The sequence below is a fragment of the Nocardia sp. NPDC049935 genome, assembly GCF_055586645.1.
In genome coordinates, this window is the sequence record NZ_JBVJHV010000008.1 from 118,027 (window position 1) to 134,940 (window position 16,914).

General features: G+C 68.0%; 12 protein-coding genes and 1 pseudogene. All 13 read right to left on the reverse strand.

What is annotated here, in order from left to right; all coding sequences use genetic code 11:
* Positions 1–54 precede the first annotated feature (54 nt).
* A pseudogene (locus tag ACZ6SF_RS27315) lies at positions 55–3,303 on the reverse strand (NAD-glutamate dehydrogenase); the annotation flags it as partial.
* A 242-nt stretch (positions 3,304–3,545) separates the two neighbouring features.
* On the reverse strand, positions 3,546–4,277 hold the full coding sequence (locus ACZ6SF_RS27320) for a hypothetical protein (protein WP_466065749.1): 732 nt from the start codon (positions 4,275–4,277) through the stop codon (positions 3,546–3,548).
* Positions 4,278–4,451: 174 nt separating this feature from the next.
* Positions 4,452–5,570: a discoidin domain-containing protein gene (locus tag ACZ6SF_RS27325; RefSeq protein WP_466065751.1), complete on the reverse strand. Its 1,119-nt coding sequence runs from the start codon at positions 5,568–5,570 to the stop codon at positions 4,452–4,454.
* Between the two features lie 95 nt (positions 5,571–5,665).
* Positions 5,666–6,010, reverse strand: a complete 345-nt coding sequence (locus ACZ6SF_RS27330; RefSeq protein ID WP_466065753.1) for a helix-turn-helix domain-containing protein — start codon at positions 6,008–6,010, stop codon at positions 5,666–5,668.
* Between the two features lie 23 nt (positions 6,011–6,033).
* On the reverse strand, positions 6,034–7,761 hold the full coding sequence (gene eccE / locus ACZ6SF_RS27335) for a type VII secretion protein EccE (protein WP_466065755.1): 1,728 nt from the start codon (positions 7,759–7,761) through the stop codon (positions 6,034–6,036).
* Positions 7,758–9,116, reverse strand: coding sequence for a type VII secretion-associated serine protease mycosin (mycP, locus tag ACZ6SF_RS27340; RefSeq protein ID WP_466065757.1), 1,359 nt, complete (start codon positions 9,114–9,116; stop codon positions 7,758–7,760). Before mycP ends, eccE begins: the two co-directional genes overlap by 4 nt.
* A complete protein-coding gene (gene eccD / locus ACZ6SF_RS27345) occupies positions 9,116–10,654 on the reverse strand; it encodes a type VII secretion integral membrane protein EccD (protein ID WP_466065759.1) in 1,539 nt (512 codons plus the stop codon). Before eccD ends, mycP begins: the two co-directional genes overlap by 1 nt.
* Positions 10,651–12,465, reverse strand: coding sequence for an AAA family ATPase (locus ACZ6SF_RS27350; RefSeq protein ID WP_466065761.1), 1,815 nt, complete (start codon positions 12,463–12,465; stop codon positions 10,651–10,653). The genes eccD and ACZ6SF_RS27350 overlap by 4 nt, the downstream gene beginning before the upstream one ends.
* Before the next feature lie 30 nt (positions 12,466–12,495).
* The gene (locus tag ACZ6SF_RS27355) at positions 12,496–13,329 is read right to left on the reverse strand and encodes an ESX secretion-associated protein EspG (protein ID WP_466065763.1); all 834 of its coding nucleotides are present in this window, start codon (positions 13,327–13,329) and stop codon (positions 12,496–12,498) included.
* A gap of 117 nt (positions 13,330–13,446) precedes the next feature.
* Positions 13,447–14,805 (reverse strand): PPE domain-containing protein, encoded by a 1,359-nt coding sequence (locus ACZ6SF_RS27360; RefSeq protein ID WP_466065765.1) that lies wholly within the window; start codon positions 14,803–14,805, stop codon positions 13,447–13,449.
* 27 nt (positions 14,806–14,832) lie between these two features.
* The gene (locus ACZ6SF_RS27365) at positions 14,833–15,192 is read right to left on the reverse strand and encodes a hypothetical protein (protein WP_466065767.1); all 360 of its coding nucleotides are present in this window, start codon (positions 15,190–15,192) and stop codon (positions 14,833–14,835) included.
* Between the two features lie 344 nt (positions 15,193–15,536).
* On the reverse strand, positions 15,537–15,836 hold the full coding sequence (locus ACZ6SF_RS27370) for a hypothetical protein (RefSeq protein ID WP_466065769.1): 300 nt from the start codon (positions 15,834–15,836) through the stop codon (positions 15,537–15,539).
* Positions 15,837–15,873: 37 nt separating this feature from the next.
* A complete protein-coding gene (locus ACZ6SF_RS27375) occupies positions 15,874–16,290 on the reverse strand; it encodes a hypothetical protein (RefSeq protein WP_466065771.1) in 417 nt (138 codons plus the stop codon).
* Between the last annotated feature and the right edge of the window lie 624 nt (positions 16,291–16,914).

Below are 16,914 nucleotides of genomic sequence, written 5' to 3' on the forward strand. Positions count from 1 at the left end.
CGAACAGAACCGGCCCGCTCGGCGAATGCCGAACAGGCCGGTTCCGGGAGTGGGTCAGCCCACGAGCCCCGATTCCGTACTGCCCGCGAGACTGCGCACCTGCCGCGCCGCCACCGACAGTGTCGCCAGATCGTGCCGGGTCACCCCGAAGATCTCGGTCAGCGCCGCCCGGGCCCGGGTCAGCCGGGAGCGGTTGGTCTGCTCCCAGTAGTCGAGCTTCTCGCCCACCGGATCCTCGGGGTCGGTGGCCGTGGCGATATCCAGGGTGAGCAGCCGCAACGATTCGAACAGGTCGTCGCGCAGGGCCAGCCGCGCCAGACCGGCCCAGCGCTGGTCGTAGTCGAGGTCGTTCACCGCGCTGATCAGCCGGGTGATCTCCAGATGGGCATTCAGCGCGAAATAGAGCTCGGCGATCTCGTGCGCGTCCCGTTCGGCGATATCGGCGATATCGAGCACATCCAGCAGCGGGTACAGCTGAATCAGGTGGTAGACCTCGACGGCCAGATCGGCGGGCGCACCCTGCTCCGCCTCGGCGGCGGCCCGCGCCGCGACATGGTCGGACAGCGGGGTCGGCAACCAGCCGGGGACCTGGCTCGCCAGTGCCCGGACACCGTCGCGGTAGCGGGCGATATCGGCGCCGATGGCGATGGGCTGGGGCCGGTTCAGCAACAGCCAGCGGGCGGCCCGTTCCAGGACGCGGTGCGTTTCCAGCTCGAGCCGGTCACGCACGTCCGCGGGCATCGGGGTCGTCCGGATCCGGGCCCACAATTCCCGCAGCTGGAAGATCTCCACCGCGGCGGTGAAGGCCCGCACGGCGTCGTCGGTCGTGGCGCCGATTTCCTCGGCCAGCCGGAACGCGAAGGTCGCACTGGCGAAATCGACCATCTCGTTGATCACCACGGTCGCCACGATCTCCCGGCGCAGCGGGTGGGTGGCGATGGCGCCGGCGAAGCGGTCCCGCAGCGGAGTCGGGAAGTATCGCGGGAGGATCGCGGTGAAGGTCGGGCTGTCGGGCAGATCCCCGGCCAGCAGATCGGCTTTCAGCGAGAGTTTGACATGGGCGATGACGGTGGCGAGTTCGGGTGAGGTGAGCCCGGCTCCGGCGGCGATACGCCGCTCCATCTCCGCGTCCGAGGGCAGCGCCTCCAGGTGCCGGTCCACACCCCGCCGGGTTTCCAGTTCGGTGAGCAGGCGCCGGTGCACCGCTCCGCGCCGGGCGGCGATCGAACGTGAGAGCCCGATCCGGAAATTCTGCGAGATATTGTCCTGGAGCACCAGTTCGGCGACCTCGTCGGTCATCTCCGCCAGCAGCGGGTTGCGATCGGCGATATCCAGTTCGCCCGCGGAGACCGCGGCGTCGAGCAGAATCTTGATGTTCACCTCGTGATCGGAGCAGTCCACGCCCGCGGAATTGTCCAGCGCGTCGGTGTTCATCTTCCCGCCGTTACGGCAGAACTCGATCCGGCCGCGCGCGGTGGCGCCGAGATTGCCGCCCTCACCGATCACCTTCACCCGCAACCGGTCGGCGTCCACGCGTACCGCGTCGTTGGACTTGTCGCCGACATCGCCGTTGGTTTCGGCGCTCGCCTTGATATAGGTGCCGATACCGCCGTTCCACAGCAGATCGACGGGCGCTTCCAGGATCGCGCGGATCATCTCCGGCGGGGAGAGCCGGGTGACCGTGGACGGCAGCTTCAGCGCCGCCCTGACCTGCGGACTCACCGGAACAGCCTTGGCAGTGCGGTCGTAGACGCCGCCGCCCGCGCTGATCAGCGACTTGTCGTAATCCGCCCAACTCGACCGGGCCAGCTCGAACAACCGGCTCCGCTCCGCGAACGACGACGCCGCCACCGGATCGGGATCCAGGAAGATATGACGGTGGTCGAAAGCCGCCACCAACCGAATATGCTCCGACAACAACATCCCGTTGCCGAACACATCACCACTCATATCCCCCACACCCACCGCCGTGAAATCCTGCGACTGGGTATCGATCCCCATCTCGGCGAAATGCCGCTTCACACTCTCCCACGCACCCCGCGCGGTAATCCCCATCGCCTTATGGTCATAACCGGCCGAACCACCCGACGCGAAAGCATCGCCCAGCCAGAACCCGTACCGCCCCGCCACATCGTTGGCGATATCGGAGAATGTGGCCGTGCCCTTGTCGGCGGCGACCACCAGATACGTATCGTCACCGTCGCGGCGCACCACCCGGTCCGGCGGCAGCACCGTGCCGGTTCCGTGTTCGACATTGTCGGTGAGATCGAGCAGTCCGGAGATGAAGGTCCGGTAGCAGGCGATACCTTCGGTGAACAGGGCCTGGCGATCGGCCCCGGCGTCGCCGGTGGCGGCGGGCGGGCGCTTCACCACGAAACCACCCTTCGCACCCACCGGCACGATCACCGCGTTCTTCACCGCCTGCGCCTTCACCAAACCCAGAATCTCGGTCCGGAAATCCTCCAACCGATCCGACCACCGCAAACCACCACGCGCCACCGCACCGAACCGCAGATGCACACCCTCCACCCGCGGCGAATACACGAAGATCTCATACCGCGGCCGCGGCTGCGGCAGCAGGGCGATCGACTGTGGGTCGAATTTCAGTGAGAGATGCGCGGGCGGTTCGCCGTCGGCGTCGCGCCGGAAATAGTTGGTCCGCAGGGTCGCCGAGACCACACCGAGGACCGCGCGCAGCACCCGGTCGGTATCGAGGCTGACCACCGCGTCGATCTCGGCTTCCAGCCAGTCGGCGATGGCCGCGGCCGATTCCGCGGCGCCGTCCGGATCGAAATAGGCTTCGAACAGCCGCACGAACCCGCGCGACATATCGGGGCTGGCCAGCAGCACCCGGGTGATACCCGCCGCGCCGTAGGAGAATCCGGCCTGCTTCAGGTATTTCGCGTAGGCGCGCAACACCACCACCTGCCGCCAGTGCAGGCCGGCGCGCAGGATGAGTTCGTTGAGGGCGTCGACCTCGGCCGCCCCGAACCACATGGCCTCGAACGCGGCGGTGAATCGCTGCGCGATGCCCTGGGCCCCCGGACCGTCGGGCAGATCCAGATCCTCCTCCAGTTCGGGGTCGAGTTGGCTGCGTAAGACCGCCGAGACCACCCGTAACCGGAAATCGTAGATCCAGTCCGAGTTCTCGTCCCGGGAGTCGAGCTGATAGGGCCGCTCGTCGACGACCTCGACACCGAGGCTGTGCAGAACCGGCAGGACCCGGCTCAGCGAGACACCCTCGCCGGCGGCGTAGAGGGTGAAACGCCATTCGCCCGGCGGCGCGTCGGCCGTGCGGTACAGCGCGGTCCGGAAACGCGCTGTCCCCAGTTCGTTCGGATCAATCCGGAATCGCATCGGCGAAACTGTCTCCTGAATTGTCGTCACCGTGATCCGCGCCTTTCCGCTTCGGTTTCGAGCACTTGCTACCCGGTTACTGTACGCGTTTAATGTGCCGTTGTATAGCGGTACGTTACGTATGTGTAACCGATCACCCCATGCGTGATCAGGGAAGAAGTGCACGGACGGCAGTGTTCGCGCGCGAGTCAGGGCTGCAGCAGACCCGACCGCATGAGAAAGGTGCGGGCGCCCGCCGCGCTGGCGAACGAGCCGGTGTCGACGCGCAATCCGGAGTTCGTATCCGCGTACCACACCGCCGAGGAGGCGCTCACGGCCGCGAAAACATCCCCGTCCGCCACCACGCTGCCCCCGGCCGAACGCCACTGCGCGACAGCCTGCCGCAGCGCGTCGGGAGTGGCGGCGTGCACCTGGAACGCCAGCGTCCGCCCGCCGGTGATCTCCCCCAGCAACAGCGGACTGTCGGCAGCGATCACGCAGTTGCGCACACCCTCGGTTTCCGGATGCGGCCGGCAGGCCGCGCTACGCAACGGCGCCGGTAACGCGGCCATCGGGTCGGAATCCACCGCGCCCGGACCGGCGGGAGCCAGACCCGGCGGCCCGGTGAGCGTCGGAGTGGTCAGCGCGCACGACTTGACCATCAGGAAGGCCAGCACCAGCAGCACCGCGACCGCCGCACCGGCCGCCGCCCGCCACTGCCATTTCGGGTGCTGCCGCCGGACCACGGCCTCCGCCTCCCCGACCAGATGCCGGCGCACGAATCCCAGGGCCCCGCGCGGTCCGTGCTGCTCCAGATGGGAACGGCCCGGGTGATCGGGGTCGGCGTGCTCCTCGTGCGCACCGGACCGGCGAGTGGCCCCCGCGTGCGCGCCGAGTCCACCGGCCCACCCGGTGATCTCGGCCTGGTACGCACCGAGCATCCCGTGCGGTCCCGGCGCCCGGGCACCCGCGCCCGAGTGTCCGTGCGCGGCGGGAACCTCCGCCACCGGCAGCGGCGCCCCACAATTCGCGCAGGCTCCGGAACCCGGGGCCGACGCATGCCCGCAGTACTGACACCGGACCGTCATCCGCGCGCTCCGTGTCTCATTCCGGCCTCACTGCCCGGTGATCACGATCGACGAGATCGCCACGGTGTTGGACGAGGTGGAACCGCTGGACTTGAGCACGGTCAGGGTTATCTCCGATGCGGTGATGGGCGGTTCGATCCGGGTCACCACCAGCGACCGCTGATCCAATGTTTCCTGGGTGTAGGTGGTCTTGTCGTCGTCGTCGAACTGGTACGAGACCCGGCTCACCGTCCGGAATTTGGTCCACTGATCGGTGCCGTCGGTACCCACATGATCCCAGCCGGGCACGATCGCGATCGAATCGATCTCGTATTCCTTGCCCAGATCGATCCGCAGCACCTGCCCGTCGATCTTGTAGGCCCGCGGGCACGACCACGCCTTGTCCGGTTCGCCGGAGAAGGCGTCCATCCCGTCGGTTCCACCCGATGGGCAGCTCGATTCCGCGGATTTCACCTCGAGAGTGCCGCTCGCGGCCTGCTCGGTGGTCTGCGGGGCCGGCTGGGTGGGCGCGGCGGTGATCGCCAGCGGCGAGGTGTCGGACTTCTCGGAACCGCTGGTGAGCACCAGCAGGATCACGATCAGCACCGCGATCACGGCCGCCACCGCCAGCGCGACCCGCGGCCTGCGCAGCTGCTCGACGACTTCACGCGCCCGGTCCTGCGGCGACTGCCGTTCGGCGCCGGTGGGCTCGGGTTCGGGCGAACGCTCCGGTTCGGCCTCCGGGGCGGTGCCACCCGCCAGCCGCCCGGCGACCCGCTCGGAATTCTCGGCGGCCAGCGAGGAGGACGGCCCGGAATCCGGGATCTGCCCGCTGAGCAACGCGTTGATCCGCTCGCTGGCCGACGGTCCGGCCGTCGAACGGCGTGGCCTCGAGACGGCGGGACCGGAATCGGGCGCCGTCGCCCCGGCTCCCGCGGACGGTGGTGTGACCCCGGCTCCGACCTCGACCGGTTCCCTGGCGGCCGGCGCGCCGGCGAGCAGGGAGTCGTCGAGACCGATCGCGGAGTCCTGCGCGGACGCCGGCTCGGGAATTCCGGTATCCGCGAGCGCTGTCGCGCCGAGCCCGAACGCCGGATCCGCCAGTAGCGCATCCATGATCGCGCCTCGATTGCGGAGAAAAACATCTCCGGAATCAGCTTCGGGCATAGGCGAAATGGTATCGGCAACCAGCACCCCACCCGCGCCGTTATTCCCAACAGTGGAAGGCTCGGGCCGGGGTCACCACCGGCGAACGGGTCTTTCTAGCGTGGTTTCTCGGTGGTGACGAAATACTCCGGCGGAACATCGAACACCCGCGCCAGCGCGATGATCAGATCCAGCCGCGGAATGGCGTCACCGTGGATCAGCCGGTACAGGCCCGACTGCGATACCGGCACATCGGGATAGGCCAGTTCCAGATGCTGGGCCAGCGAATACAGTGTCAGCCCACGGGTCGAGCCGTCCTCGGTGGATACCACCGATTCGGCGATGAGTTCCGAGAGCCGGCTGGAGAATATCGCCGCGGCGGCCTGTCTCGGGGTCTGCTCCTGCGTGCCGTCCTCGTCCGCTCGTGCACTGTCCGGTTCGGGGTCCGCTACCACGGTCATCGAGATTACCTGTTCTGCCATAGTCAACGGGTGGGATATCCGTGCGGCCGGGTGACCGGTACGGTGCGCTCGGAATTCACCGGGGGCGCGACAACGCTGGAGGGACGTTCGGGCTGATCGAGATAGCGGGTCTCCCCGCGCGGTTCCACCAGATTCACCCGGACCGTGCGCATCGGTATCCGGACATCCAGCTGGGCCTCCCCGACCTGTTCGATCGACAGATCCACCGACCCGCGCCGCGGGCTCCCCGGATCGCTGATGGACACGGTGGTGGGCGCCGCCGACACCTGTGGGGGCAACTGATCGAACACCACGATGGTGGCGTCGCTACCGGAATCGCCCTCGTCGACGCCGGCCAGCCGTAGCGAGCGCGCATCGCCCACCGCGCTCACCAGATTCTGCCAGCGCTGCGGCCGGTTGGTATGCACCTCGATATCCGCGCCGACCACCGTCGCCCGCAGCACGAGCTGCTGGGCCACCGGCAACAGGGCCTGGACGTCGACCGTGCGGCGGCGCGGATTGTAGCGAGCGGGATCGTATAGCGGCAGTGCCAGCTGGTGGCGGGGCTGCCCGTTGATGGCCCCCAGGATCTGGCCGTTGGGCCCGATCGGAATCGCCAGCGAGGCCGCCGTCTCCGTGGGCGCCTCCTCGACGGTCCGCTCGTCCCGGGTCAGCGCGTCGAGCGTGACCCCGGTCGGCAGGCTGGCACGCAGCGCCAGCGACTGCCGTCCGGGCAACCGGCGCAGATAGTCCGGCAGCGCCTCGTTCATCGCCGGGCCGATATAGCGCACCACGGCCCGCGGGCCGGCGTCCGCCGACAACCCGACCACCAGCGTGGTACGGCCACTGTTCCAGGTCCAGCAGTCGTCCAGACCCGAATCGTCGAGCTGTTCCCAATCGATGCCGAAGCTGGTGACGAAACGCCCCGGCACCGGGGTCCGCAGACAATCCCAGCGCTCGGTCAGATCGGTGAGCTCCGCCCCCGCGTGCAGGAGCCGGGTGGCGTCCACGAACGCCGACGCCGGCAGCGGGTGCGCGGCCACCCCGCGTTCGCGCAGCCGTCCGGCGATCCGGTGGGCCGCGGTGGCCAGGGTTTTCGGGCCCACCACCGCGCACGGGCCGCGGCGCGCCAGGGCCCGGAGATTGCGCTCCTGGTCCAGCCGCAGCACCAGCCAGGTCAGCCGGTTGCCCACCACGGGCTGAGAGCCGATCAGCTGGTCGTAGAGCATGCTGTAGCTGCCCGCGGCCCGGACCCGCTGTCCGGTGGTGACGATATCGATATCGACCCCGATCCCGAACTGGTCCAGCATCGGCAGCAGCGCGTCGACCGGCACCGTGTCCTCGGTGTAGATCGTCTGATCGGCGATCACCGTGGGCAGGTCCAGATTCGGCGCCAGCTGGATCATCGCGACCAGTACGTCGCCTTCCTGCGCGATACCGCAGACGCCGGCCGGCACCTCGATATCGCGTACCGGAAGCCGATCCCCCAGCAGGGCGGCCCGTGCCGTACGTCCGGTCCGGAAGGACAGCCAATCCAGCAGCCATCGCATCGGCGTCCGCTGCCGGATCCGGATCAGGACCGACAACATGAGCGCGACCACGATCAGCGCCGCGCCCCACAGCGGCAGGTACGCGGATAAACCGGCTACCACCACACTGCCTCCGATCGCCATCACCGCGAACGGGCCGCGTTCGATTCCGGCGACCCGGCGGTCGGGCGCGCGCACCGCCCTTTCCGCAGTCACCGTCACCCGTGCCTCCGTCGCCGCGTGTTCACGCCGTAGGTCACGCCGGCCCCGATCAGCACCGCCGCGCCGATCACGATCGCGGCCGTGATTCCCGGTGTGTTGTCCGGGGGACGTTGAGGTGGCGGCAGTTCCAGTACCGCCGACTGGTACAGACCCTCGGGCACCTCCGGAGGGGTGCGGTAGCTCAGGGCCTCGAGCGGATCGATCAGGCCCGCGCCCACGATGTTATCGATACCGCGAGCCGGTGCGTGCGCACTCGCGGTCAGCCGGGCGGTGATCTCGGTGGGTGTCTCGTTCGGATAGCGGGATCGCACCAGCGCCGCGACACCGGCGGCATAGGCCGCCGCGAACGAGGAGCCGCCGACCGGGGACAGTTTGTTCGGTTCGCCCACGCCGTTGATCACACCGGCGGCGCCCGGGCCCAGCGATTCGATACTGGTGCCGGGAGCAGCCACGGTGACCCACGGACCCAGCATGGACTCGTTGGTGACGCCGCCGCTGGCCGTGGTGAAACCGACCGACAGCACGGATTCGGCGAAAACGCTCGGTACCGAGGCGGCTTGGACGTACTTCCAGTTCCTCGGATCCCCTGGCCGGCCCGGATCGTGATCGGGGTTCTGCCGGCAGTTCCCGCCCCCGGCATCACCGGCACCCGCGACGATCAGGGCGCCCCGGGTGTGCACCGCGTAACCGACGGCCTCGGCGATCACACCGAGATCTACGCCCGAATCCACCGGTACGCAGATCGGCAGGGGTATCGCGATGATGCCCGCGCCCATATTCGCGGCGTGGGTGATGGCGCGGGCCATGGTCCGCAACTCCAGCGAGATCTGCTCGCGCGGTTCGCTGGACATCCCGTCCTGCCGGAACGCGTTGGAGCGGTATCGCAACGAGATGAGCCGGGCGTCGGGAGCCACGCCGGTCAGCCCGTCCGCGGGATCGGCGGCGGCTCCGATGATCCCGGCCACGAGCGTACCGTGGGCGTCGCAATCCTGGAGGCCGTCGCCGCCCGGGACGACGTAGTCGCCGCCGCCGGTCAGGTTCGGCAGCCGCGGATGCGGCGTGATCCCGGTATCGAGCACCGCGATGGTCACCCCGGCACCCCGGCTGAGAGTGCGGGCGTCGCTCAGGTTCAGCGAGATCTCCGAAGGGGGCGTTCGCGTGGTATCGGTATCCTTCAGCACACCGGCCGACACACAACCGCTGGTCTGTTTGGTCGGCCCCTCCGGCCCAGGCGGACCGTCCGGCGGCGCCACTCCGACGACCACTTCCGGTGGTATCAGCGCGCCGGCCGGGCCGGCGCCGGTACTCAGCAGGAGTACGGCCAGCACCGCGGCGGCGGCCCCGCCCACTCTCATCAGATTCCTCGCATGGCGGTGTAGATGCCCATGATCCAGAACGCGATCACCGGGACGATCAGGATCAACGCGTATTCGATGAGGTCGGTGATCCGGCGAGTGACCGGCGTGAGCCGTTTCCCGGGCAGGGTCAACGCCGCCGCCAATGCCGCGCAGGCGATGACAGCCACGATGAGAACGACCGAGACCCGTGCGAACGAACTCCCGTACGCCGTGACCAGGACCCCGGCGACACCCAGAACGGTCACCGCGGACCCGGCGATCAGGGCGATGGCCTGCACCCGGTCCGGGTACCACCGGGAACGCATGGCGAGGATCCCCGCGACGGCCGTCCCCATCACGATCTCCCGGATCCCGCCCGGGCTCACGGCGGCACAGATCACCGTCGACACCGACAGCAGACCGGAGATGGCCACGACGAGACCGCGCAGACTCGTGACCGCCAGCCGAGCCCGGCTCTCGATACCCACTTCGTTGTCGTGCCGGGACTCCTCGGCCGCCGCCGCGTCCTCCGCGTTCTGCTCGACGTCCCGGTGGGTTTCCGCGTCGAAGATATCGGTGAGCGTCGCCGGGTTCACCTCGTTGCCCGGGTCGGGCAGGTCGGGGGGCCGGATCCGGGCGATCACGACCGCGATCCGAGGTGCGAGGGTGAGCAGCACCAACCCGGCGAACACCGCGCCGCCGGCGACCTGACGGGTGGCCAGATCGAAGTAGGCCAGGGGAAGTACGACAGCCGTCACTGTGACGCCGAGCACCGCGACACTCATCAGGGTGGCGATACCGGAACCGGTCACCCGCATCAGGGCCATGGCCGCGACCGCCGCCACCACCGCACCCGCGGCGATATTGGCGGGCGCGAACGGACCGGGTTCGCCGTAGGCTGGTGGTACCAGCATGGCGCTACCGGTGAAAAGCAGCGGAATGGCCGCCAGCGCGGCGCCCAGTGAGATCCGCCGGGCCGCACCGCTGCCCTTGATCGCCACCGCGGCAGCCCAGCACAGCACACCCAGCAGCAGCGCCGGCAGGCCGCACCACAGCCACGACCCGGACTGCGTCCAGCTCCAGGACAGCAGGGTCGCGATACCGACCGCGCCGATACCGAAAACGCCCAGGCCGACGACGGCGGCGGTATCGGAATCGAATTCGGCGAACTCACGCTCGTTGATCAGCGCGAGCGCATCGGTGATGTCCTCGACCACCGGGGTGAAGACCTCCGATGATTCGACCGGGGCCAGCAGCAGCACCGTGCCGTCGACGACATCGTGATCCCCCAGGCTGCGCCACCGCGGAATCGGCGGTTCGCCCGGGCGCGCCAGGCTCCACTGTCCCTGTGGCGGAGTGAAATCGACCTCCTCGTCACCGATGGCGTTGGCCAGCACGGCCACCAGGTCGTCGATGAATGTTTCCACGGTGAACTTGGTCGGCACCACCACATCCACCTGGTAGGTGGCCACCATCACCGCGATCCGCGCCCGCGCGACCTCCGCCGGCGCCGCACCCCCCGCCGGGGACGGGGGCGCCGCCTGCACAGCGGTCACCGATAATCTCCGTGGTCACCGACCGTCGGTTCGGCGACATACCCGGGGAAGTCGTCGGACAGATCGGACGCGAGATCCTCGAAAGCCAGCACGGTCTCCTTCTCCAACATGCGCAGATCGATTTCGCCGCCCTCGGCCAGGTGCGGGTCGAACGGTATCTGGATCGTCGGCCGCTGCGCCGAGGCGAACAGCTTCTCGATGGCCTCGATATCGACCGTGGGCTTCGCGGGGTGCTGCCGGACGATCGCGACCACCGACGAGGCGATCAGATGATCGAATCCGTGCGAACTGAGCCAGTTCAGGGTGGCCACCGCGCCGGTGACCCCGCCGACCGTCGCCGGGGTCACCACGACCACGGCATCGCTGGTCCGCAGGACGGTATTGGTCGACGAATCCAGCACACCGGTTCCGCAGTCGACCACCAGCAGATTGTAATGGCGCCGCAGGATCTCCACGCCGGTCTGGTACTCGCTGCCGCTCAGCGCTTCCCCGGCGTCGGTGCTCCACGGCGAGGCGACCACCGCGAGGTCGGCGGTGTTGACCGAGGTGTAGGAGTGCACGGCGGAGAACGAATCCAGCCGGCCCTTCGCCTGGGCGAGATCGCGCAGGGTGAGGCCGTATTGGTGCCGGGACGTGCGGCTGGACAGATCCCCGAAATCCGGGTTGGCGTCGATCGCGACGACCCGGTCGGGTCGCAGCTTCGCGAAGACCGACCCGAGCCCGGCGGTGGTGGTGGTCCGGCCGACTCCGCCCTTCACGCTCACCACCGCGATCTGATAGGGCGCGGTGAGCTGGCGGCGGATACGGGTGCGGCGGTTCTCGGCCCGCTGCTCGGCCGGGGAGAGTCCGAGGTTGAATCCGACCTTGTTGAGTGCGCCGCGGACACCACTGTTGGAACGCAGATGCGCTTGGCGCACCGCCGCGATCTCGGCGAGCAGTTCCGCCGACGCCAGCGCGGGCGGCAGGATCTCGATCCGGCCGGAGGTCTCGTAGGCGGGCCGGTGGATGCGGTCGGGCACGCGCGAATTGTCGGCGGCGCCCATCACCGGGGCGGGCGCGCCCGGATGGGCGCCGTAACCCGCCGCGGCACCCGGGTAGTCCGGCCTCGCGGCGTAGCCCGCTCGAGTCTCGTAGCCGGTCTGCGCCTCGGCCTGCGAGTAGCCGGACTGCGTACCGGTGGGCGCGGCAGTCGCGGGCCGGCCGGTGTGCGGAGCCGCCGCCCCCGGGGTGTCCGCGCCGGCCTGCGGTCCGGGTCCCGCTTGCGGTTCACCCCAGTTCGGCGGGGAGGTGTGCGCCGCCGCCGGGTTGCGCTCGGTGGAGGGCTCCGGCGGAGCACCCACCGGGGGCGGCGACACCGGCGGCTGTGCTCCCAGTTGCTGTCGCTGCGCTATCGCCCGGCGCTCTTCTTCGGCCGCCTGCTGATGTGCGGTGGCGGCGCGCTGGCGCAGCTCGGCCAGATCGGGTTCGGAGGTGATCGGTGAATCGTTGCCGGCCGGGGGCTGCGCGGGGGCCGGGGGCGATACCGCGGCCGGCGCGGAACCGCCCGCGGGTGGCCCGGACACCGGTCTGGAGGCGAAATCCTCGGCGGACACTGAACTCCCTCGCTCGGCATCGGTTTCCGGCGGCGAGACGGTATCGGCGGCCGGGGCGCCGGACGCCTCCGCCGCGGGACGGGTGTCGGGGGGAGGCGGGGGAATCGGTGTGGACGGCCCACTGTCGGGACGTTCCTCGAGCTGAGCGAAATAGGCGTCGTAGCCGCCTTTGGCGAGCGCCGCGGAGGCGTCGCCGTTCGTTGTCGGTGCCCGGTTCATCTCACCGTCCTCTCATCCAGCACTGGAACCTCAACCGGTGCGTGCGGTATCGAACCAGCTTCGGCCGGGTAGCAGTTCGGCCAATGCGTTGATACCACTGTGCAGGGCCGGGTCGTCGCCGGGGCGGAAGGTCGACCAGAGTTGCCCGTCCGCGGCCCGGCTGGGCGTGGCCACCAATCGTCCCGCGAGCGTGTCGATCACGTTCATACAGGCGTTCATGTCCGGGACACCGCCACCGTCCCGGTGTTGGACCATGATCACTTCGGCGCGTCGGACAACTTCCTCCATGGCCCGGGTGAGCACACTCGCGGTGCGCGGCAGGGCACCGAGCTCCCGCAGTCCGGCCCGGCGCTCGTCCGGCCCGGCCGGTATATCCTCCAGGGCCGCCGACGGGACCACGAACGGATCGAAATCCAGAACCGGATAGTCTCCCAGTGCGGATTTCAACACCGCCGTCAGTGTATTCAAATCGCGGCCTTCGTGAAACACGGCCTGAATGACGATGTGGTCGTCGTAGCGGACGGCCAGCACGTGCTCAGTGCCCTCACGCACCAGTGAAGCGCGAAAAATGGTGGGCGTCCGGCTCTCCTGGTCCCGATCGATGACCTGCACCATCAGTTCGGTGTCCGGCCGCGCGAGCCGCCGGATCCAGCCGGCGACCACAGGATGGACCTCGTCACCGGAAATCACTCCCGCCTCGGCGAGTTGTTCCCTGACGATCGCCCATACCCGGTCCCGGTCCTGGATCCGAAAGATATTCGGCCGGATCGACAGAACCGGCGGATAGGTGTCGATATCGACCATGCTCCGGAGAAGGAGCGCGGCATCGACATTCAGATCGATGGATACCGGATCGGTAGCCATCGATTCCGCCGTTCCGGCATCGGCCGAGCGATACTCGAACAAATCAGAAGATACCGAGGAACTCATTGCCGGCCATATCGTTCCCTTCGAGGTTGATGTCGGATATTCGCTGATCGCTCAGCGGAAGGTCTTCTCGTCGTCGCGTCGTTCATCGTCGTCGAGTTGATCGAGTACTCCGACAAGAGACGAGTCGAGCACGAGCTGTTCCTCGGATTCTTCGTCCTGGTATTCGATGACGCCGATGGCCGGCGGGCGCTCGAGCACGGGTACCTCGAATTGCTCACCGGGAGTGAAGACCTTGCCGGTCCTCTCGTCCTCTTCCTTTTTCCGCCGCCGCATCCGTGCGGTAGGCGCGGAGACCCGCCGGGGCATATTGCGCACCGGTGCACCGCTGGGCGAGCCGCTGGTGGCACCGAACGGCGTTCCCGTGCCCGGCGTCCACCCGGTCGGCATCCGGAAACCGGTGGCGGCACCCGGCATGGAGCCGAGGCCACCGCGTGTCATCCCGAGGGCGACGAGACTACCGACTCCGCCGCTGAGACCCGCGAGAGTCGACGACGAGGGGGTACCGAGCAGCTGGTCCAGGGCCGAAGACGGTCCATCCATACCGGATCCGCCGTCCGTGACCGTATCGAGCCCGGAAGTGGACTGCTCCGGGAGGCCCTGGGACTGCGTCGGATCCGAGCCACCCGGATCGCCGCCGTCACCGCCGGGCTGCCCATCACCGCCGGGCTGCCCGTCACCGCCGGATTGCCCGTCACCGCCGGATTGCCCGTCACCGGTGGATTGGGTGCCGTCTCCGGTCGATTGGTTGTGATGCTCGGACAGCAGCTGGCTGTCGGGACCGTTTTCCGCCAGATCCCGTAGGGCGTCGCCGGGATCGAGCGGCGGCTGACTGCCCCCGCCGGGCGCGGTGAGAATCGGGGGCGGCGGCATCATCGGCACGGTGGCCAGACCCGACACGATGCGGACCGCATCGATTTCGTAGTCCGTCATCGACGCGGCGGCCCGATCCCAGAGCAGCATGTAGGCACCGAGCGCTGTCGCCAGTTTGGGACCGGTCACCAACGCCGCGGGCGTATTGGCCGTAGGAACGAAATCGATGATGGCTTCCGCGAGGGCCGTTTCGGATGCCGTGATCTCCGGAAGCGTCGGCATCGCGCCGACGGCCATCAGGTGCGCTGCCGTACCCTCGTCGGCCGCCCGCGCCAGCGCGTCGGCGATCATTGTCTGACCCCGCACCCATTCGTTGTGCTTACGGAACGCCGATTGAGCACGCTGCGTACCGAGACCGCCGGGCCACGAGGCGGCCAAATCGGACAGAGATCCATCCGTACTCGAGGCGGCGGAATCCAGTGCGGCGCGGACCCCGCGATAGGCGGTCGCCGTATTGATGAGCGGGACCGCGCCTTCCCCGCTGTTCAGGCTCGTCCAGTTCGCCCGCGGGGGTAGGGCCCAGTACTCCAAGAACGGCATAGCGACTCCGCTCCACAGGCCTCCGGGTCAGTCGCCGAAGATATCGTCGACGATTTCTTTGCCCTCCGCCTGGAGACGCGCTCGATCGGCAGCACTCACCGTGGCGGCGCCGGTGGTGTCCGCGGTTTCATAGGTGACACTCACGGGGACCAGCGCCTGGCCGGCACGCAGCTTTTCGAGGACACCGGCATCGAGGTTGGCGAAATAGGCCTCTTTGACCGCCGTGAAGCCCGCACTGAGTATGAAGCCGGGCAGATGCGCTCCGGTGGGTTGCGGTGCGGCGACGGGGCCGGCCGTGTGCAACGCGGACGACAACGTCGACTCCCCGATCCCCAGCTTGGCGCTGATCGCGGGAAGCTCTTCATTGAAGACTGAAAGGGGGATCATCGATGGCTCCGATCGACTGTATTCCTGTTTCCGCATCCGAGCGGTGCATCTAGAACGCTAGGCTATTCTCAACTCTGGGGAGTCCCGCTGACCGGACGGGTTCGGTACGGATGCGACCTTCCCCATTCCCGGATCCGAACGCCCGTGTTACCGAACCGCCGGCCCGGGGAAAGTCGTCGATGCCGACCATCTCGTGGAGATCAGGGCGGCATCGACGCACCTCTTGATAGAGATCGGATCGCTGTCCACTCTCCTCACCGCACGACCTCGAACGGTATGTCCGAGCGTCACGCCGAGAGAGCACCGAAGGCTTCCGAGTCCCATCCGGCCGGCGACCCCGTTCGCTACGAGAACAGCTTGGCGATCTGGCCATCCGTCTGCTGAACGGTACCGCCACTGGCGGCGATTTCGATGACCTTGCTGTTCAGGTTCTTCAACGACTCTTCCAGCGCACTCATTCGCGCGTGGAACTCCTTGGTGATGACCTCGAAGGCGTCCGCGCCCTCACCGTGGAACGTCGCGACGGTTTCGTCCCAACGCTTCTTCACATCCGGAATGATCTCCTCACGAAGCCGGGTAACCTGCCTGTTGGTTTCCCCGGTGAGGTTATCGACCTGTCCGTAGTTATTGGAAATTTGAGCCATGTCGGTTCAAACCTTTCGCTGGTATGGATTCGACAATTCAGTCGAAGTTGAGATTGATCTTCCCGTAATCCTGCTGCAGGACACCGGTATCGGCGAATTGTCCGTCGTTCCACGCGCCGGAGGCGTTTCCGACATTCACGACACCGTCGTCACCCATGGCGGCCCGAAGACGTTCCGACTCGTCGAGTGCGGTGGTGTCGGTTTTGATACCGGCCGAGTCCAGGGGATTCATGATCCTGTCCTGGATCATGTGGGCCGACCCCTTCAGGTGCTCGTACACGTTCCCGAGCGCCTCGTAGCCCGCATTGCCGATCTGCCCCTTGACAGCGGCAAACCACTGCTGCTGGATACCGGCCATGGCCTGCGCGGCGCCCTCGATATCGCCTTGGATGACCGCGAACTGGCCTTTCGCAGTTCGCAGCAGATCGCCGTCGGCATCAGTAATTCCACTCATAGCTCTTTCCGATCCTCTCGAATGATGTGGTTGCGCCTCGGATAATCACCGGGACATCTTTGTGTCGTCGGATTCCGTTCCACCGCGGGACTGTCGAGTGCACCGACGAGTAGCGCGCCTGGTACGAAGCTTGCTCCGGTCTTCGGTATTCCTCCCTCCGGGCGTCGACGCTTTCGCGCCGAAAGTGTGCCGATGTTGTCCGGTACGTTCCGTACCGGCGCGCTCGACAACCGGAGGACGCGCCGACCGTGGACCGGTCGGGGAGGGAGCCGGCTTCGCCGTATTCGCGACGGACACCGCAGCCGTAGATATACGAGCCGATAACGCGACGTCCGACAACTCGCCCGCCCCGCGGCCGGCATACGCGGCCGCGAACAGCCGCGACGCGCCCTGTCGGCTATCGGGCCGGATCCAGTTCAGCGGCGGATCGGCCGCGCGAAAATCGTATATTGGCATGGCGACTCCGTTCCGGAGCAGTTACCGGGTCATCTGGGAGATACCGGCGCGGCGGCCCCATCGCCCTGCGTCCCGTTACCGGCGCCCCCCGGAGTCGACCGATCCGCATCGAGCCGTACTCCGACGGCCGGACGGTGTTCGGTCACTGACAGGGGAAGCATGGATATC